This is a genomic window from Klebsiella sp. P1954, assembly GCF_018199955.1.
Taxonomy (GTDB): domain Bacteria; phylum Pseudomonadota; class Gammaproteobacteria; order Enterobacterales; family Enterobacteriaceae; genus Klebsiella; species Klebsiella pneumoniae.
This window is the reverse complement of sequence record NZ_CP073373.1, coordinates 3,072,184-3,091,440: the sequence shown is the minus strand read 5'-3', so window position 1 is coordinate 3,091,440 and position 19,257 is coordinate 3,072,184. Positions and strand designations below refer to the sequence as shown.

Genomic DNA, 19,257 nt, shown 5'->3' with positions numbered 1-19,257 from the left:
CAGCACGATCTTGTAGCCCGGACAGGTGCGCAGCACCGCCTCCGGGTTTTTTATCAGCCAAATATCGGCAGCAGCAGGTACAGCTTAATCACCAGCGCGTTGACGATATCGATAAAGAACGCCCCCACCATCGGCACTACCAGGAAGGCCATATGCGATGGCCCGAAACGGTCGGTAATCGCCTGCATATTGGCGATCGCCGTCGGCGTTGCCCCCAGGCCAAACCCGCAATGCCCGGCTGCCAGCACCGCGGCATCGTAGTTTTTGCCCATCATCCGATAGGTGACGAACACCGCATACAGCGCCATCGCCAGCGCCTGCACCGCCAGGATAATAATCATCGGCAGCGCCAGCGAGGCCAACTCCCACAGCTTGAGGCTCATCAGCGCCATGGCGAGGAACAGCGACAGGCTGACGTTGCCCAACACCGATACCGCGCGATCGAACACCCGATACAACCCCGCCAGCGCCAGGCTGTTGCTGAGGATCACGCCGATAAACAGCACGCAGACGAAGGTCGGCAGCTCGAAGACGCTCCCCGCCAGCAGTTGCGCAACCACCTTGCCCAGCGTCAGACAGATGGCGATCAGGGCGATACTTTCGATCAGCACCAGCGAGGTGATCACCCGCCCCACGTCCGGCTTTTCAAAGGCGGTTGGCGCCACCTGATCGTCCGGTGTCCCGTCCGGTGAGGAAGAGTGCTTCACCAGATAACGCGCCACCGGGCCGCCGATCAGGCCGCCCAGCACCAGGCCGAAAGTCGCGCAGGCCATCGCCACCTCGGTGGCGTTGGCAAAACCGTAGCGCTCAACGAACAGCTTACTCCACGCCGCCCCGGTGCCGTGGCCGCCGGATAAGGTAATCGACCCGGCCAGCAGACCCATTAGCGGATCCAGCCCCAGCAGCGTCGCCATGCCGATACCGAGGGCGTTCTGCAGCAGCAGCAGGCCAACCACCACGATCAGGAAAGTGCCCAGCACCTTGCCGCCGGCCCGCAGGCTGGCGAGGTTGGCGTTAAGACCGATGGTGGCGAAGAACGCCAGCATCAGCGGATCTTTCAGACTCATATCGAAATCAATTTCGATATCCATGCTTTTTTTCAGCGCCAGCAGCGCCAGCGCCACCAGCAGACCGCCGGCAACGGGTTCAGGAATAGTGTATTTCTTAAGGAAGGGAACGGTTTGTACGAGTTTTCTGCCGAGTAACAGCACGAGCGTTGCGGCAACGAGCGTCGATAAGGTATCGAGATGAAACATAAAAAGCTCCTTATGGGCGCATGATCCATTCACACGCGACGATATTCCTGGTGTCTTTAGCTTCTCATCATGAGGAGTCAGAGGGGGATTTTACGCAGAACGGCGGAAAAATTGACAGGAAAAGATATTTTGTATCCTGAATGATGCGATTTAGCATACAAAATGTTAATTATCTCGTTGCGCATATTCACGGTATAAATTTTTATGAGCAAACGCTGGCAAACGTTTGCTTTTGGTCTACAGTCCGATAAAATTCCCGCTTTGCCACCTTGGGATTGCTTGTGATGTCCGTTAACACCGCAGAGTCAGAAAATGCGCAACCGGTTGCGCATAAACCAGCCAGCGAATTAATCTACCGCCTCGAAGATCGCCCGCCGCTACCGCAAACCCTGTTCGCCGCCTTCCAGCACCTGCTGGCGATGTTTGTCGCGGTGATCACCCCGGCGCTGTTAATCTGCCAGGCTCTCGGTCTCCCGGCGCAAGATACCCAACATATCATCAGCATGTCGCTGTTCGCCTCCGGCGTCGCCTCTATTATTCAGATCAAAGCCTGGGGCCCGGTCGGCTCCGGACTGCTCTCCATCCAGGGCACCAGCTTCAACTTTGTCGCCCCGCTGATCATGGGCGGTACCGCCTTGAAAACCGGCGGCGCCGACGTCCCCACCATGATGGCCGCCCTCTTCGGCACCCTGATGCTGGCCAGCTGCACCGAAATGGTCCTCTCCCGGATCCTGCACCTGGCGCGCCGTATCATTACCCCGCTGGTTTCCGGCGTGGTGGTGATGATTATCGGCCTGTCGCTGATTCAGGTCGGACTGACCTCCATCGGCGGCGGCTACGCGGCGATGGCTGACCACACCTTTGGTGCGCCGAAAAATCTGCTGCTGGCGGGTATCGTGCTGGCGCTGATTATTATCCTCAACCGCCAGCGCAACCCGTACCTGCGCATCGCCTCGCTAGTGATTGCCATGGCTGCCGGTTATCTGGCGGCGTGGTTCCTCGATATGCTGCCAGCCAACACCGCCCCGACCAACAGCAGCCTCATCACCGTCCCGACGCCGCTCTATTATGGCCTCGGCATCGACTGGAGTCTGCTGCTGCCCCTGATGCTGGTGTTTATGATCACCTCCCTGGAAACCATCGGCGATATCACCGCCACCTCCGACGTCTCCGAACAGCCGGTCTCGGGTCCGCTGTATATGAAGCGCCTGAAAGGCGGCGTGCTGGCTAACGGCCTGAACTCCTTCGTTTCCGCGGTCTTCAACACCTTCCCGAACTCCTGCTTCGGCCAGAACAACGGCGTGATCCAGCTGACCGGGGTCGCCAGCCGCTACGTCGGCTTTGTGGTCGCCCTGATGCTGATCGTCCTCGGCCTGTTCCCGGCGGTGAGCGGCTTCGTGCAGCATATCCCTGAGCCGGTGCTCGGCGGCGCCACGCTGGTGATGTTCGGCACCATCGCTGCGTCCGGCGTGCGCATCGTCTCCCGTGAACCGCTGAACCGTCGGGCGATCCTGATTATCGCTCTGTCGCTGGCGGTAGGCCTCGGCGTGTCGCAGCAGCCGCTGATCCTGCAGTTCGCCCCGGACTGGCTGAAAAACCTGCTTTCCTCCGGGATTGCCGCCGGCGGTATCACGGCGATTGTTCTGAATTTAATTTTCCCGCCAGAAAAGGCGTGATCTCATGCGTTCCCGGTCGCGCATCGGCCGGGACGTCCTCCAACCACCTGCCCCATCACGGAAATAAACCACGCCTGCCTTGAGAAGTGCGCCTAAATCGGGCATAACACGGTGATGTGCATCTCACAGAATGGAAGACCATGAAATTTCTTGGAAAGCTGATTCTCTGGCTGCTAGTCGCTCTGCTGCTCGTCATTATTGGCGCGTGGTTCCTGCTGCAAACCCACTGGGGCGCCCGCCAGGCCAGCGCCTGGCTCAGCAATGGCACCGGCTGGCAGGTCTCCTTCGATGAGATGGAGCACGATTTCTCCTCCCCCCTTCATGTGCAGTTGCGAAACGTCACCTTTGGTCGGGAAGGCAAGCCTGCCACTTTGGTGGCAAAAACGGTCGACATTGGCTTCAGCACCCGCCAGTTTAGCGATCCGCTGCATGCGGATGAGATAGTCCTTAACGACGGCACTCTGAATCTGTCACCCCACTCTGCAGACCTGCCGTTCGCTGCCGACCGGCTGATGTTGCGCAATATGGCTTTCAACAGCCCGGAAACCGGCTGGGCGCTCAGCGCGCAGCGCGTCACCGGCGGCGTCAGCCCATGGACGCCGGAGGCGGGCAATGTGCTGGGGAAAACGGCGCAGATCCAGATGAGCGCGGGCTCGATGACGCTCAATGGCGTCGAAGCCAGCAACGTTCTGATTCAGGGTAAGATTGATCAGGGCGAGGTCACCCTCTCCACCCTCGGCGCCGATGTCGCCCGCGGCACCTTAACCGGCAATGCCAAACGCAGCGCCGATGGCAGCTGGCGGGTGGATAACCTCCAGCTCAACGAGATTCGACTGCAGAGCCCCGCCTCGCTGGCCGAGTTTTTCGCGCCGTTAACCACGGTCCCCTCTCTGCAGATTGGCCGCCTGGACATCACCGACGCCCGCCTGCAGGGACCGGACTGGGCGGTAACCGACCTCGACCTGAGCCTGCGCAACCTGACCCTTAGCCACGGCGGCTGGCAGAGCGAGGACGGCACGCTGTCGATGAACGCCAGCGAATTTATCTACGGTTCGCTGCATCTTTTCGACCCGATCCTCAATGCCGAATTCTCTCCCCAGGGCATTGCGCTGCGCCAGTTCTCCTCGCGCTGGGAGGGCGGCATGGTGCGCACCTCCGGCAACTGGCTGCGCGCCGGGAACGCCCTGGTGCTCGACGATACCGCTTTCGCCGGACTGGAGTACACGCTGCCGGCGAACTGGAAACAGCTGTGGATGACGCCGCTGCCAACCTGGCTGCAAAGCCTGACGCTGAAAAAATTCAGCGCCAGCCGCAATCTGATCATCGATGTGGACCCTGCTTTCCCGTGGCAAATTACCGCCCTCGATGGCTATGGCGGCGAGCTACAGCTGGTGAAAAACGGCAGCTGGGGAGTATGGAACGGCAGCGCGACGCTGAACGCCGCGGCGGCGACTTTCAACCGGATCGACGTGCGCCGCCCATCACTCAAACTGAACGCCACAGCCTCGACGGTCAATATCACTGAGCTTAGCGCCTTCACCGAGCGCGGCATTTTGCAGGCCACCGCCGCGGTATCCCAGCTGCCGCAGCGCCAGGTCAATCTGAGCTTCAGCGGCCGCGGCGTGCCGCTGAATATTCTGCAGGCCTGGGGCTGGCCGTCGCTACCTATAAGCGGGGATGGCAATCTCCAGCTGACCGCCAGCGGCAGCGTGCAGGCCGATGCCCCGCTCAAACCGACGATCAACGGGCAGCTCAGCGCCGTGAATATGGAGAAACAGCAGGTGGCGCAAATCATGCGCAACGGCGAGGTCAGCCCCGCCCCCGCCGCGCCAGCGCCCGCTCCCGTCACCCCATAGCGATGCCCATTCCCTCTCCTCTATGGGGAGAGGGATTGCTTCCCGGCAAAACTCCACTCTGACTACTCTCTCCCTTTCAGGGAGAGAGTTGGGGTGCGAGTCCTGAAACCTGTGCGCAATACGCGGCTATCTGTACCTATTTAGCGCAACAGGTTCCTTTCAAATATCAGAGTTGCTATAACCAAATCACTGGAAGTCGATAAAAAACCGCTCCCTGTACCTACAAAAATATAAAAGGATCAATCATGCCTGAAATACGTCAGCGTATTCTGGAGAATATGCAAAAATTCTCCCGGGCCATGATCGGCGCCGTATTGTTCTTGCCGGTCATTGGCTTAATTCTGGCCCTCAGTTCAGTATTAACTAATCCGACATTAATTGCTGAAACCAGTTTCTTACATCAGCTTGGGCAAATGCTCGGCGACACCTTTTGGCCTTTATTTGGCAACCTCGGCTTATTATTTTGCGTCGGCATCAGCTATGGCCTGGCAAAGGATAAAAAAACCGAAGTCGCACTGGTTTCAGTGATGTGCTTTATTATGTTTCTTGGCGCCAACCACTCCTGGCTGGAACACACCCATGGACTCGCCGAAAAAATTAACGGTGAATATTATGGCACCGGGCAAACCCAGCTGCTGGGCTTTGTGGTGGTGGATATGGGCGTTTTCCTGGGCATTATTCTCGGCTGCACGATTGCGTGGGTGCACAATAAAGTCTCTGCCATTGAGCTGCCTGGCGCGCTGTCGATGTACGGCGGCGCCAAGCTGACGCTGGTGGCGATGACGCCGGTGGTTATCTTCTACGCCATCGCCTTTACCTGGATTTGGCCCTTTATGACCCACGGCATCTCCGCCCTCACCGGTTTTATGAAAAATGCCGGGGTCGCCGGGGTCTTCGTCTATGGTTTCTTTGAAAAATTCCTTATCCCCACCGGCCTGCACCATTTCGTCTGGTCCCCCTTCCAGCTCACCCAGATTGGCGGCACGCTGAACGTGGATGGTCAGGTGGTCTCCGGCACCCAGGCCATATTCCTCGCCTATATGCGCCATCCCGACCTGACGCCGGTCATGAACGACGCATTACGTTTTTCGCAGCAAGGGATGACCACTATCTTTGGCCTGGCGGGCGCCTCGCTGGCGTTCTACCACACCGCGAAACCGGAGAAGAAAGCGATGGCGAAGGCGATTCTGCTGCCGGCGATTATCACCTCGATGCTGACCGGCATCACCGAACCGATTGAGTTCACCTTCTTATTTGTCTCGCCGCTGCTGTGGGTGATCCACGCGACGTTAACCGCCGCCTCGCAGGCCATTTGCGACATCTTCACCGTACGTCCCTGGGGAGCATCGGGCCTGATCGAGTTTCTGATCTATAACCTGCCGCTGCCGGTCTCCTTAACGCGCTGGCCGGGCTATGTCCTTATCGGTATCGGCCAGTTCGCCGTCTACTACGTGATTTTCCGCACCCTGGTGGTGAAGCTGAACCTGAAAACGCCGGGCCGGGAAGATGACGAGAACGTGAAGCTCTACAGCAAAGCAGAGTACCGCCAGAAAGTCGCGCAACCGCAGTCGGTCACCGATGACATTATCCGCGGCCTCGGGGGCAAGGAGAATATTCTCTCCGTCGATAATTGTTTTACTCGCCTGCGCGTGGCCGTGCGTGATATGGCGCGGGTTGATGACACGCAATTAAAAAATACCGGCGCCAACGGCGTCGTACGCAATCGAAATGAAGTTCAGGTTATTTATGGCGTCAAAGTGGGACAGGTACGTTCCCGGGTTGATAACTGGTTAGCAGAAAATTAATGAGGAGTATTTATGAAATTAACCGTATTAGGCGGGGGCGGCGTTCGCTCTGCATTTTTAGCGAAATCTCTGGCCTATAACGCTCACCGCATTGGTTTAACAGAAGTCGTTTTTCTCGATAACTCTGCTGATAATCTGGCGATATTTGGCGAAATTGCCCGCTATGTATTTAATACCATTCGCCCGGATATTCAGTTTAGTACCACCACCGACCCGGTCGCAGCGCTGCAGGACGCCAACTATATCATTACCACCCTGCGGGTTGGCGGCGATGAAAGCCGCATTCGCGACGAACGTATTGCGCTTGAGCATAACACTCTCGGCCAGGAGACCACCGGCGCCGGCGGTTTCGCGATGGCCATGCGCTCGATCCCGGCGATCCTTCGCTATTGCCGGCTGATCGAAGAACATGCCGCCGAAGACGCTATTCTGTTTAACTTTACCAACCCGTCAGGTCTGGTGACGGAAGCGATTATTAAGTCCGGCTTTAAGCGCCGGGTCTATGGGATCTGCGATGCCCCCTCCGAGCTGATTCGTGAACTGCCGGCGATCCTTGGCTGTGAGGAGCGCGACCTCAGCGTGGAATGCTATGGGCTGAACCATTTCTCCTGGTTTACCCACTTCACCGTCCGTGGGGAAGAGGTGACCGAACGGCTGATCGCCAGCCCGGAACTGTACCAGAAGACGGCGATGCAGTACTTCTCCCCGGAGCTGGTACGGCTTTGCGATAATCAGCTCCTCAATGAATATCTCTATTATTACTACTATCGCGACGAGGCGCTGAAGGCGATTCAAGGGGCCGGCGAGACGCGCGGAGAGCAGATCGCCCGCATCAATCAGGAGATGCGCGAGGCACTGCGCACCGTGGATGCCAGAACGCAACCGGAGGCCGCCTTCACCATCTGGATGCAGCATTACCTACGCCGGGAAAACAGCTATATGCAGAACGAATCCCGGCAGGAGAAATTCCACACCCGCGAACCGCTGACGCTGCGCCAGTTTATCGAAGAGCCGGACACCGGCGGCTATGCCGGAGTGGCGCTGGATATCCTGGAAGCGGTGAACAGCACCACCACCAAGCGGATCGTGGTGTCGATCCAGAATCACGACACGCTCGACTTTTTGCGCCCTGACGACGTGATCGAGATCAGCTGCGACCTGAGCCGGGATGGCCTCAAGCCGGTGACGCCGGTGAAGGTACCGACGGCGCAGAAGAATATGATTGCCTGCGTGAAAGAGTATGAGCGGCTGGCGGTGGCGGCGATCCTGCAGCAGGATAAATCGCTGGCGGTGCGGGCGCTGATGGCGCACCCGCTGATCGGTTCCTATTCGCTGGCGAAAACCCTGGTCGAAGCCTATCTCGACGATGAGCAGTTCGCCGCCTGGCGGTAATCCGCTGCCGATGGGATTCCCCCGCTCGCACCGCGCTTAGCGGGGCTACGAACGGAGCGGTTTGTGTTTTATGTAGGCCGGGTCAGGCGTAAGCCGCCACCCGGCAAAATAGCCGTATCACCCGGTAGCCCGGATAAGGCGCCAGCCGCCATCCGGGAACTCCCCCCGCTCGCACCGCGCTTAGCGGGGGCTAACTATTGCTACGTAGACTGGTAAACCACATCTTCAATAGTCGCTCAAAGCCTAAGATGCAGTAGCCGAAAAACGGGTTGCTCCAGTAAATATCATCATCGAACTTCTGCGGGTCGTGAATAATAAACGCCGTATCCGCGGCCTGCGCCAGCGGGCTTTGGTAGTCGCCGGTAAAGCAGACCAGATTAATCTCCTTCCCCTCCAGGGCCTTAACCCAGTTGAGCGCCGAGCTGCTGCGCCCGGATTTAGAAATGATCCAGATGGAGTCGAAGCAGGCGGCGTTTTTCTGTTCGAGGATTTCGTAATCGGGCCACAGCGCCAGGCTGGCATTCACGCCGGTGACGAGAAACTTGTTGTAAATATACTGGGCGATCAGCTGTGAAAAGCCGCTGCCGTGGATCAGGATGCGCTGCTGTTTAAGGCTTGCCAGCAGCGGCGTCAGCGCTTCTTCCGGCTGAACGCTCATGTAGTCGATATCGTTGGTGACATCGAGCTTCGGCATGGTGATATTGAACTTGATGAAATAGACCAGCTCCAGCCAGCCGCTGAACTTCAGTTTTTTCGCCAGCCGGACCAGGGAAGAGGGGTTGCTGTAGCACTGTTCGGCCACAGCGCGAACTCCCTGGCGGATACACTGCTCCGGGTCGTTCTGAATAAAGCGCAGCACGGTCATTTCCGTTTTGCTTAGCTTCACGTCACGAAAGATATTTTCTACGTCCATGGCGGGCTCCTCTCAGCGGCAGAATACGCTAACACCGTTCGACAACCGCGTCTGCGGCCTGAGTCACCACAATGAAATGAACGTTACTTTTTGTACAAAAATGGAATAAAAAAACCCTCTCCGCCTGGCGAAAAGGGCTGCTGCTGTTAACCTATTTACAACGTAATCGTCAGCGTATTGCCCTCGGCGCTCACTACCACTCCCCATTCGCTACCGGTCTGCGTACCGCCCTGCACGCCCGCGACCTGCGGGATATTGCGCAGACATAACGTCCAGCCGCGGGCCTCGCCTTCGCCGCTCACGGCGATGGCGTTACCCTGGCGCCTGGCCTTCAGGGTGAAGATCGTCGAGCCGTCTGCCGCCGGAACGTCACAGCGTGCCTCGCGTCCATCCTCAAGGTGGAACAGCTGGAAGGCGGTGCCCTCATGCCAGGCGTAATCCGGCTTCTGGTCATTGTTGCCCAGCGCCAGCAGGCTGTTGTCGCGAACGTAGACCGGCAGGCTCAGCGCATCGTGATGCTGCTTATGCCAGCGGCTACCCGGCAATTCATCGTTATGCCACAGATGCGTCCAGTGCCCTTCCGGCAGATAAAACTGCACTTCGCCGGCCTCGGAGAACACCGGCGCCACCAGGACCGAATCGCCCAGCATATACTGGCGGTCGAGATAGTCGCAGGCCGGATCGTCCGGAAACTCGAGCATCATCGCGCGCAGCATCGGCGTGCCGCACTCGTTGGCCAGCGCCGCCTGACGATAGAGATACGGCATCATGCGGCATTTCAGCTGCGTGAAGTGGCGCACCACGTCGCAGGACTCGTCATCGTAGGCCCATGGCACCCGATAGGATTTGCTGCCGTGCAGCCGGCTGTGGCTGGAGAGCAGGCCGAAGGCGCACCAGCGCTTGTAGACGTGGGCCGGCGCGGTGTTTTCGAAACCGCCGATATCGTGACTCCAGAAACCGAAGCCGGACATGCCGATCGACAGCCCGCCGCGCAGGCTTTCCGCCATCGATTCGTAGTTGGCGTAGCAGTCGCCGCCCCAGTGCACCGGGAACTGCTGCGCGCCCACCGAGGCGGAGCGGGCGAACAGCACCGCCTCCTGCTCGCCGACGGTCTCTTTCAGCACCTTCCACACCAGCTCGTTATAGATGAAGGCGTAGTGGTTGTGCATTTTCTGCGGATCGGAACCATCAAACCACTGGACGTCGGTCGGGATACGCTCGCCAAAGTCGGTCTTGAAGCAATCGACCCCCATCGCCACCAGGCCTTTTAGTTTGTCAGCGTACCACTGGCGGGCTTCCGGATTGGTGAAGTCATAAATCGCCAGCCCCGGCTGCCACTTATCCCACTGCCACAGCGAACCGTCCGGACGCTTCAGCAGATAACCCTTCTCTTTCAGCTCTTTGAACACCGGCGAGCGCTGACCGATGTACGGGTTGATCCACACGCAGACCTTCAGCCCTTTCGCCTTCAGGCGCTTGATCATCCCTTCCGGGTCCGGGAAAGTTAGCGGATCCCATTCAAAATCGCACCACTGGAAGGCCTTCATCCAGAAGCAGTCGAAGTGGAAGACGTGCAGCGGCAGATGGCGCTCAGCCATGCCGTCGATAAAGCTATTCACCGTCGCTTCGTCATAGTTGGTGGTGAACGAGGTCGTCAGCCACAGACCAAACGACCATGCCGGCGGCAGCGCCGGGCGGCCGGTGAACTGCGTATAGCGGTTAAGCACCGCTTTCGGCGTCGGGCCGTCGATGACGAAGTACTCGAGGTATTCGCCTTCAACGCTGAACTGGACTTTAGAGACTTTCTCCGAGCCCACCTCGAAGGAGACGCGCTGCGGATGGTTGACCAGCACGCCGTAGCTGCGGTTGGTCAGATAGAACGGGATATTTTTGTAGGATTGCTCGGTGCTGGTGCCGCCGTCCTCGTTCCAGGTTTCTACCGTCTGGCCGTTGCGCACCAGGGCGGTAAAGCGCTCGCCGAGGCCGTAGACGGTTTCGCCGACGCCGAGGTCGAGGCGCTCAAACATGTAGTTGCGCTGGGTCTTACTATCCTGCACGTAGCCGTTGTTTTTTAGCTGGCTACCGGTGATACGCAGGCCGTCGCGCAGAAAATCCAGCCCCCAGAATTCGCCTTTAGTCACCCGCACGCTGAGGCTGCCGCTTTTCAGCTCGGCGAACCCGGCCGTATTTTCTATTTCGACATGGACGTCTTTCTGCACGTTCAGCGGATAGTGCGGGCCGTTATCCAGCGCGCCCTGGAAGTGCTCCATACGCACGCCGATTATCCCTTCCTGCGGCGAGAAAAAGCGCAGGGTGAACAATGGCGTATCCAGCTGCCAGGCGCGTTCGCGGACATCGCGCGGCGCGGCATAGACCACCATTTCATTCCCCTGCTGCTCCACCTCGTAAACCTGTACGGGTTGGATCAGGTTGAGCCCTGGTTGAATGAGCCAGTTTCCATCACTGATTTTCATTAAAACGTCCTCTTAGTTTTGCCATTCTTTGTCGATCGGGGCGGCGGTGAAATCTTGTTCGTTGCGACGCGCGCCCTCGGCCAGCTCGGCCATCATTTTTTTCAGGAACGGCGTTTTCAGCGTGTAGTAGCGTTTGGCGATCACCGCGCTCAGCAGGTAGCACACCGCCGGAACGAGGGTGAACAAGGCGATAATGATGGTGAGGGTGGCGCTGTTCTGGGTTTTAGCGGCGGCGTCATAGCCGCCGCCGGCCAGCATCCAGCCGATCAGCGCGCCGCCCAGCGCCAGCCCCAGCTTGAGCACAAACAGGGTGCCGGCGAAGCTGATGCCGGTCAGGCGTTTGCCGTTACACCATTCGCCGTAGTCGACGGTGTCGGACATCATTACCCACTGGATTGGCGTCACCAGCTGGTGCAGTACGCCAATGACGAAGATAAAGACAAACATGGTGATTTCGGCGTCCATCGGTACGAAGAACATCGCCACGCTGAGCACCGCCAGGAGGGCGTTGGTCCACCAGAAGACGCTGACTTTGCATTTCCAGTCGGTCAGCGGTTTCGCCAGCGCCGAGCCAATCAGGTTGCCGACGCAGTAGGTCGTGAGGAAGGCGGTGAACAGCGCCGCCGAGCCCATGATCCAGGTGGTGTAGTACATCATCGCGCCGCCGCGAACGCAGACCGCAAGGATATTGAGGATGGTGAGCACGCCGACCACCCGCCACTGGTCATTGCGCCAGATATCGCGCAGGTCTTCACGCATCGAGGTACTGCTCGGCGGCGCTTCGACACGCTCTTTGGTGGTAAAGAAGCAGAAGGCCAGCATCAGGAAGGCAATCACCGACAGCACCGCGATGCCCCCCTGGAAGCCGAGCGCTTTGTCTTCGCCGCCGATAAAGTTGACCAGCGGCATCATCAGCACGGTGGAGAGCATGCCCCCCGCCGTCGCCAGCACGAAGCGCCAGGACTGCAGCGAGATGCGCTGCGTCGGGTTGTCGGTGATCACGCCGCCCAGCGCGCAGTAAGGGATATTCACCACGGTGTAGAGCAGGGTCAGCAGCGTGTAGGTCACGGCGGCGTAGATCAGCTTGCCGTTGTGGCTTAAATCCGGCGAGCTGTAGGCCAGCACGCAGACGAGGCCGAACGGGATAGCGCCGAAGATGATCCATGGGCGGAACTTACCCCAGCGGCTGCGGGTACGGTCGGCAAGCAGACCCATACACGGGTCGGAAATCGCGTCCAGCGCGCGCGCCAGCAGGAACATGGTGCCGACAAAGCCGGCGGGGATACCAAAAATATCGGTGTAAAAAAACATCATGTACAACATGACGTTATCAAAAATAATGTGGCTGGCGGCATCACCCATGCCATAACCAATTTTCTCTTTGACGGACAAAATGTGATCTTTCATATGCGCACTATTCCCTTAGCGGCACCGAGGGTTGGTACCGGTTACGGTTTTTGTAAACCTTTGCCGCACTAAGATGAATTGCGATATCTCGTTATCAGATTACGTTTCTTGTTTTCTGTGATCGTGGTAGGGAATCAGGGAGTGAAAAAGTGTAACTCACGGATTTTGTGAGGATTTGTCCAGGACTGTTCTGTAAAGTCCAGTTTTAACAGTAAAAAAGTGCGTTTAGGTATGTGGTAAACGGCTGAAAGTAGCTATAATGCGCCCCGCCTCCATGTAGCAATCGAGGCGCGGAAGATCGTCATCTCCGGTGAGGTGGCTGGACTTCAAATCCAGTTGGGGCCGCCAGCGGTCCCGGGCAGGTTCAACTCCTGTGATCTTCCGCCAGTTTGCCTCTGCTCCCCCACAGCCACGCCATACCAACCTGAGCCCCCCAAACTCATCATCCCAGCCAATCATTTTCATCCAAACCCTGCGTTATTTTGTCTCTCGCAAACCCGTTACACTGGCGCGGTGGCCGTGTGCCGTTACCAACCGAAACAGGAGAGCCATAATGACCCCCGAACTCAGACACTGTTTTTCCATTACCATCCAGGTTGATAAACCGATAATCGTCTCCCGCAGCCCGCAGACCGGTAAGCGCCAGCTGATCCCGATTATCGGCGGCAGCGTCTCGGGTCAACTTCGCGGCCACGTATTACCCGGCGGCGTCGACAGCCAGATAATCGAACCCGACGGCACCTGCAGGCTGTCCGCCCGCTATGCCCTGCAGGTGGCGGAAGGCACGGTCTATGTGGAAAACAATGGCATCCGCCGGGTGCCGGCCCAGTATCATGACCAGCTTTTCGCCGACGATATGCGCTTTTTTAGCGATATTCCGCCAGAAGCCATCTATTTTCGCACCGTGCCCACCTTTGAGGTGGATGCTCCCGCGCTCAGCTGGCTAACCACCTCGCTGTTTATCTGCGCCGGTGGCCGGACCCAGGATGGGGTGATGCTCGACTTCTATCAGGTGGGCTGATTTTCACTTTCTGCATATAACTGTTATTGCCGTTAGCCCGTTTTTCCCCTCCCGGCAGCGGTCTACGATGGCTCCATCTTTTCATTCACCCGAATCACAGACCGGAGCAGTTATGAAAGCTATCGCCATTACTCAAGCCGCCGCTGACGGCAACAACATCCCTTCTTTAACCGAGATCGACCTGCCGATCCCCACCGCCCACGGGCGTGATCTGCTGGTCGCTGTGAAGGCTATCTCGGTCAATCCGGTAGACACCAAAGTGCGCGCCGGCTTTCAGGGCGACACGCCGCGGGTGCTGGGCTGGGACGCCGTTGGCGTGGTGCAGTCCGTCGGTGAGGAAGTGACGCTGTTCGCGCCCGGGGACGAGGTCTGGTACGCCGGCGCGCTGGGCCGGGCCGGCAGCAACAGTGAATATCAGCTGGTGGATGAGCGCCTGGTGGCGCACAAACCGCGCACCCTCGATAATGCCTCCGCCGCCGCGCTGCCGCTGACGGCGATCACCGCCTGGGAGCTGCTGTTTCACCGTCTCGGCGTTGAGGAAGGCGGCAATGCGGGCGACACGCTGCTAATCGTCGGCGCGGCGGGCGGCGTGGGGTCTATCCTGACCCAGCTGGCCAGTAAACTGACCGCCATGACGGTGATCGGCACCGCCTCGCGTCCCGAGAGCCAGCAGTGGGTCCGCGAGGCGGGCGCGCACCATGTGATCGATCACAGCAAGCCGCTCGCCGACGAGCTGGCGCGCATTGGTATCACGTCGGTAACCCATGTCGCCAGCCTAACCAATACCGAGCAGCACTTCAACGCGCTGATCAACGCCCTCGCCCCGCAGGGCAAGCTGGCGCTGATTGATGACCCGGAGACCCTGGACGTGGTGCCGCTGAAAGCCAAAAGCCTGTCCCTGCACTGGGAATTTATGTTCACCCGTTCAATGTTTGAGACGGATGATATGATCGCCCAGCATCAGCTGCTCACCCGCGTGGCGGCGCTGATCGACAACCACACTATCAAAACCACCCTTGGCGAACACTACGGCGCCATCACCGCCGCCAATCTGCAGAAAGCGCATCGCCAGCTGGAAACCGGACGCGCCGTCGGCAAGATCGTGCTGGAGGGGTTTTAAGATGATATCGCTTATCGCCGTGCTCAAGGCGAAACCGGGCCAAACGGACGCCCTGCGTCAGGCCCTGCAGGCGCTGCTCCTGCCGACGAGACAGGAGCCTGGCAACCTCGACTATGCCCTGTTTCAGCTGCGCGACGCGCCGGACACCTTCTATATGCGCGAGGCGTGGCAGGGACAGGACGCCCTCGATGCCCATGTCGCGATGCCCTATTTTCAGGCGTTTATGACGCAGATGGAGTCTCTGCTGGCTGAGCCGCTGCGGCTGGACTTTCTGACGCCGGTTGAGCCTTAGCCCACCGGCTGACGAGGGGTGGGAAAATCACGCCCCTCCGCCGCGCGGGTTTAAAAGTGGGCGGGAAGCGGGTGGGCGATGGTCCTCAGCACACCGCGATGGACCGTAATGTAACCACCTTTGCGCAGCTCCGACAGAATCGACATAATGCGGCTGCGCGACAGGTTGGTACGGCGCTGAATAAAGCTCAGGACGTTGATTTGGCGACGATATGCCTCCGGATAGTCCGCCAGCTCTGTTAGCAGGGTTCGCACCATCAGATAAGAATCCACCCCCATCATCTCCTGCGAACGCATGCTCAACACCATCAGCCGCTGCGCCAGAACATGGGCCATCTCCTGCCACAGGTTTTGCGCATTGAGGATCTCGACCGCGGCCTGGTGTCCTATCCAGCGTCCGCGCAAATCTGTCTCAGCAAACAGAGAGCAGTGGTGTTTTTCCGGAATACCGTTGAAGACGCCGTAACCATCGATTAATCCCAATAGCGAAGGGGCAAATATCGTTGATATCACCATGTTGTTTTCCGCATGGCATAGCGAGGCAATCCCCTCTTCGAGCAGAATTAATCCGGATTCAGCCTGGGTCGGCGGAAAACGATAATAGGTCGATCGCGGCAGCGCAAAGGGTGAGCTGGCGGGCAGGAACGCAGATAACAGGGATTCCACCGCGAATAACGGCTTTGTCTGTCTTCCGTAATAAAAAGACGGTAACGCCTGGTCGGTAGAGAGGCTGGCTGCAGGTATCGACATGGTTTTTATGCCATCAGGTCAGGTTGAAAAAGTGATTCATTGAGAATCATAGTATCAACAGGTGAAATAACGAATAAAAGACAAGACGTTACGGGGATAAAAAGAGTGTAAGCATCATTATCTGCAATAACTATTTATCTCTATTCTACAGGAATAAATAATACTATATGCCGTAAATACCTATAAGGCTTAGCGGCGATAAAGATAAGGCCATCTTATTATTTACTGCGCTGGTTAAGGCCGCGCCTGAGGGTTTCTCTACCGCTTTCCCCCTCGCATCTCGGCCAGTCCAGGCTACGCTTATCGATGCCACTGACCAGCCGCATTCCCCTCCCGTTCTATTGAGTCCATTCATCAAGAAGAGGTTTCGCTATGCTGATCAACGCTATTGGTACCTACTCCGCCAGCCAGCCGCTGGAATCAATGGCCATCACCCGCCGCGACCCGGGGCCGCAGGATGTACAGATCGCCATCGCTTACTGCGGCGTCTGCCACTCCGATCTCCACCAGGCGCGATCGGAATGGGCGGGAACGCTGTATCCCTGCGTGCCGGGGCATGAAATTGTGGGTCGGGTGACCGCGGTCGGCAACGCCGTCTCGCGCTACGCCGTCGGCGATCTGGTGGGCGTCGGCTGTATGGTCGATAGCTGTCAACAGTGCGAAGAGTGCGCCGAGGGGCTGGAAAACTACTGCGACCACATGGTGCTGACCTATAACGGGCCGACCCAGGACGCGCCGGGACACACGCTTGGCGGTTATTCACAGCAGATCGTGGTCAATGAACGCTACGTGCTGCGGATAACCCATCCCGAAGCGCAGCTGGCCGCCGTCGCGCCGCTGCTGTGCGCCGGGATCACGACATACTCGCCGCTGCGCCACTGGCACGTCGGGCCGGGTAAAAAAGTCGGCGTGGTCGGCATCGGCGGCCTCGGGCATATGGGGATCAAGTTGGCCCACGCCATGGGGGCCCACGTGGTGGCCTTTACCACCTCCGAATCCAAGCGTAATGCGGCCAGAGCGCTGGGCGCCGATGACGTAGTGGTGTCGCGCAATGAAGACGAAATGGCGGCCCACGTCAAAAGCTTCGATTTCATCCTCAACACCGTGGCGGCGCCGCACAATCTCGATGCCTTCACCACGCTGCTGAAACGTGATGGCACCATGACGCTGGTTGGCGCTCCGGCCACGCCGCATCCGTCGCCGGAAGTGTTCAATCTTATCTTCCGCCGCCGGTCGATTGCCGGCTCGATGATCGGCGGTATTCCGGAAACTCAGGAGATGCTCGACTTCTGCGCCGAACACGGCATCGTCGCCGATATCGAACTGATCCGCGGCGATGAGATCAACGAAGCCTGGGAAAGAATGGTCAAGGGTGACGTGAAATACCGCTTCGTGATCGACAGCGCGACCCTCGCCGGCTAAGCGCCGCGACGAAAGGTACGCCGCCATTCCGTCGGGCTGACGCCAAAGCGCGCTTTAAACTGCTGGCGCCAGGTGACCGCTGAAAGATAGCCCACCGCCTCCGCCACCTGCTCGACCGGCAGATCGCCCGCCTCAAGCAGAGTCTGGCTGCGGCGCAGACGTTCGGCGGTCAGCCAGTCGGTAATGCTCATCCCGGTTGCCCGGGCGAAGTGGCGGGTCAGGGTACGGCGGCTCATCGCCACCACCCGGGCCAGCGAATCGAGACTGTGCGGCTCGGCAATATGCTGCTGCAGATAATCCAGCAGGCAGTTGATTCGCGCATCGCGGGTGTTTTTCGGCACCGGCTGGGCGATAAACTGCGCCTGGCCGCCCTCGCGGTGCGGCGAAACAATCATCCGCCGGGCGATCTGGTTGGCCGCGAGGCTGCCGAAACGCTGGCGGATGATGTAGAGGCAACAGTCCAGCGCCGCCGCGGTGCCCGCCGAAGTAATGATCCGCTGGTCGTCGACGTACAGGGCGTTGATATCCAGCTGCACCTGCGGAAACCGGCGCTGGAAATCCTGCTCGAACTCCCAGTGAGTCGCCGCTCGCCTGCCATCCAGCAGCTCGGCGTAGCCGAGGACAAACGCGCCGAGACACAGGCCGACAATCTCCGCGCCGTTATCCCGGGCCCGCACCAGGCTATCAAGCAGCGCCTGCGGCGGACGCCGATCGACCTCGCCCCAGTAAGGCACCACCACGATATCCGCCTGTTCCAGCGCGGCGAAATCGCCGGTGGCGTACAGCGCAAAACCATCGCGGGCGCGCAGCAGCCCCGGCCGCTCGGCGCAAATGTGCAGATTAAAGCGTTTGATTTCCGAAACCGAATCGCCAAACAGCATGCAGGGGACGGCGTAGTGAAACGGGCTAAAGCCCTCTACAGCGACAATCGCCACGTCGGTGAGTTTCATCGTCCTTTCCCCTTGCGCATGTTAATAAACCACGGTTTCCCCATCCTGCGGGATACTCACCACATCGGCAATCTGATTATCCAGCGCATACTGGCGCATCTCTTCCCGGCTCACCAGACAGTGGTTGACCGCCTCGAGGTGGATAGCCATGATTTTCGCTTCCGGCAGGGTGAAGTGCACGTTCAGGAGATCTTCCTTGCCCATGATAATCGGGCCAAAGCCGATGACGTGGGCGTAGCCGGCGTTCAACACCACCACGTCCGGGCGCAGCTTCAGCAGGTCGGCTGCAATGTCATCACGCCAGATGGTATCCCCCATCAGCCACAGCGTCTTCTCCTGCGGATGGCGAAACACCACGCCGCAGGCCTCGCCCAGGCGTTCAGCCATCGCCGGCACCGCGTAGGTGCGGTCGCTGCCATGCTGCCCGGAGGTGGTTTTCAGCAGACGCACGCCGGCAAATTCGCTGTCTGCCGACAGCAGGCGCAGATCCTGAAATCCCTGGCTGCGCAGCAGCGCGGCGTCGGCCTCATGCTGGACGAACACCGGCAGGGTTTTCGGGATCGCGGCGATCGCTGCCGCGTCCCAGTGATCGTCATGGGTGTGGGTGACGATCACCGCATCAACATCGACAATTTTATCGCGGGAAAACGGCAGCTCAACCAGCGGATTGCGCAATTCGCTGCGCGCGGTGCCCGGAAAACCCGGCCAGGCGCCTTTGTCCGCCAGCATCGGATCGATGAGAAATCTTTTCCCAGCGTAGTGAATAATCTGGGTCGCATTACGGATGTGGGTGATGTTCATGTTGGCATTCCTCTGGGGTCATCTGACGAACATCGTACTGAGTCCCCTCCTGGCTCAACAGGGGCGTTTGGGCAATGATCGATGAAATCGGGCCAACCTGCGGCGGTTGCCATCCGCCTCCGG

The 19,257-nt window shown here is 58.9% G+C and carries 15 protein-coding genes and 1 tRNA gene; 9 read left to right on the top strand and 7 right to left on the bottom strand.

The genetic code is table 11. The features are described from left to right. Window positions 1-53: 53 nt before the first annotated feature. Window positions 54-1,256, bottom strand: coding sequence for a sodium/glutamate symporter (gene gltS, locus KB890_RS14790; protein WP_004173891.1), 1,203 nt, complete (start codon window positions 1,254-1,256; stop codon window positions 54-56). A gap of 284 nt (window positions 1,257-1,540) precedes the next feature. Between gltS and KB890_RS14785 the strand changes: the two genes are divergently transcribed. The 4 genes from KB890_RS14785 (at window position 1,541) to KB890_RS14770 (ending at window position 7,985) form a co-directional block, all read left to right on the top strand. After that, window positions 1,541-2,932, top strand: coding sequence for a nucleobase:cation symporter-2 family protein (locus KB890_RS14785; protein WP_002922950.1), 1,392 nt, complete (start codon window positions 1,541-1,543; stop codon window positions 2,930-2,932). A 140-nt stretch (window positions 2,933-3,072) separates the two neighbouring features. Next, window positions 3,073-4,788, top strand: a complete 1,716-nt coding sequence (locus KB890_RS14780; RefSeq protein ID WP_004181545.1) for an AsmA family protein — start codon at window positions 3,073-3,075, stop codon at window positions 4,786-4,788. 245 nt (window positions 4,789-5,033) lie between these two features. Continuing rightward, entirely contained in the window at window positions 5,034-6,593 is a 1,560-nt protein-coding gene (locus tag KB890_RS14775) for a PTS transporter subunit EIIC (protein ID WP_002922953.1), read from the top strand. Between the two features lie 12 nt (window positions 6,594-6,605). Then, entirely contained in the window at window positions 6,606-7,985 is a 1,380-nt protein-coding gene (locus KB890_RS14770) for a family 4 glycosyl hydrolase (RefSeq protein WP_002922956.1), read from the top strand. Window positions 7,986-8,175: 190 nt separating this feature from the next. Here the strand turns inward: KB890_RS14770 and KB890_RS14765 are convergent, their stop codons facing one another. The 3 genes from KB890_RS14765 to KB890_RS14755 form a co-directional block, all read right to left on the bottom strand. Further along, window positions 8,176-8,898, bottom strand: a complete 723-nt coding sequence (locus KB890_RS14765; RefSeq protein WP_004173889.1) for a MurR/RpiR family transcriptional regulator — start codon at window positions 8,896-8,898, stop codon at window positions 8,176-8,178. A 155-nt stretch (window positions 8,899-9,053) separates the two neighbouring features. Next, on the bottom strand, window positions 9,054-11,372 hold the full coding sequence (gene yicI, locus KB890_RS14760; RefSeq protein WP_004181547.1) for an alpha-xylosidase: 2,319 nt from the start codon (window positions 11,370-11,372) through the stop codon (window positions 9,054-9,056). Between the two features lie 12 nt (window positions 11,373-11,384). Next, complete coding sequence (locus KB890_RS14755; RefSeq protein WP_004181549.1) at window positions 11,385-12,779, bottom strand: glycoside-pentoside-hexuronide family transporter; 1,395 nt, start codon at window positions 12,777-12,779, stop codon at window positions 11,385-11,387. Between the two features lie 292 nt (window positions 12,780-13,071). Here KB890_RS14755 and KB890_RS14750 point away from each other — a divergent pair. The 4 genes from KB890_RS14750 (at window position 13,072) to KB890_RS14735 (ending at window position 15,212) form a co-directional block, all read left to right on the top strand. Next, a tRNA-Sec gene (locus KB890_RS14750) sits at window positions 13,072-13,166 on the top strand. 166 nt (window positions 13,167-13,332) lie between these two features. Further along, complete coding sequence (locus KB890_RS14745; protein ID WP_004181550.1) at window positions 13,333-13,800, top strand: DUF3237 domain-containing protein; 468 nt, start codon at window positions 13,333-13,335, stop codon at window positions 13,798-13,800. Window positions 13,801-13,912: 112 nt separating this feature from the next. Continuing rightward, the gene (locus tag KB890_RS14740; protein ID WP_004181552.1) at window positions 13,913-14,920 is read left to right on the top strand and encodes a zinc-binding alcohol dehydrogenase family protein; all 1,008 of its coding nucleotides are present in this window, start codon (window positions 13,913-13,915) and stop codon (window positions 14,918-14,920) included. A gap of 1 nt (window position 14,921) precedes the next feature. Continuing rightward, window positions 14,922-15,212 (top strand): putative quinol monooxygenase, encoded by a 291-nt coding sequence (locus KB890_RS14735; protein ID WP_002922965.1) that lies wholly within the window; start codon window positions 14,922-14,924, stop codon window positions 15,210-15,212. A gap of 50 nt (window positions 15,213-15,262) precedes the next feature. On the opposite strand, the gene KB890_RS14730 is transcribed toward KB890_RS14735, so the two are convergent. Continuing rightward, window positions 15,263-15,961, bottom strand: a complete 699-nt coding sequence (locus tag KB890_RS14730; RefSeq protein WP_004181554.1) for a winged helix-turn-helix transcriptional regulator — start codon at window positions 15,959-15,961, stop codon at window positions 15,263-15,265. Between the two features lie 372 nt (window positions 15,962-16,333). Here KB890_RS14730 and KB890_RS14725 point away from each other — a divergent pair, with 372 nt between their 5' ends. Then, window positions 16,334-17,383 carry an NAD(P)-dependent alcohol dehydrogenase gene (locus KB890_RS14725; RefSeq protein ID WP_002922967.1) on the top strand — a complete coding sequence of 350 codons (1,050 nt, stop codon included), beginning with the start codon at window positions 16,334-16,336 and terminating at the stop codon, window positions 17,381-17,383. On the opposite strand, the gene KB890_RS14720 is transcribed toward KB890_RS14725, so the two are convergent. Then, window positions 17,380-18,333 (bottom strand): GlxA family transcriptional regulator, encoded by a 954-nt coding sequence (locus KB890_RS14720; protein WP_004181555.1) that lies wholly within the window; start codon window positions 18,331-18,333, stop codon window positions 17,380-17,382. The genes KB890_RS14725 and KB890_RS14720 overlap by 4 nt on opposite strands. A 21-nt stretch (window positions 18,334-18,354) precedes the next feature. Beyond that, window positions 18,355-19,134, bottom strand: coding sequence for an MBL fold metallo-hydrolase (locus KB890_RS14715; RefSeq protein WP_004181556.1), 780 nt, complete (start codon window positions 19,132-19,134; stop codon window positions 18,355-18,357). Window positions 19,135-19,257 lie beyond the last annotated feature (123 nt).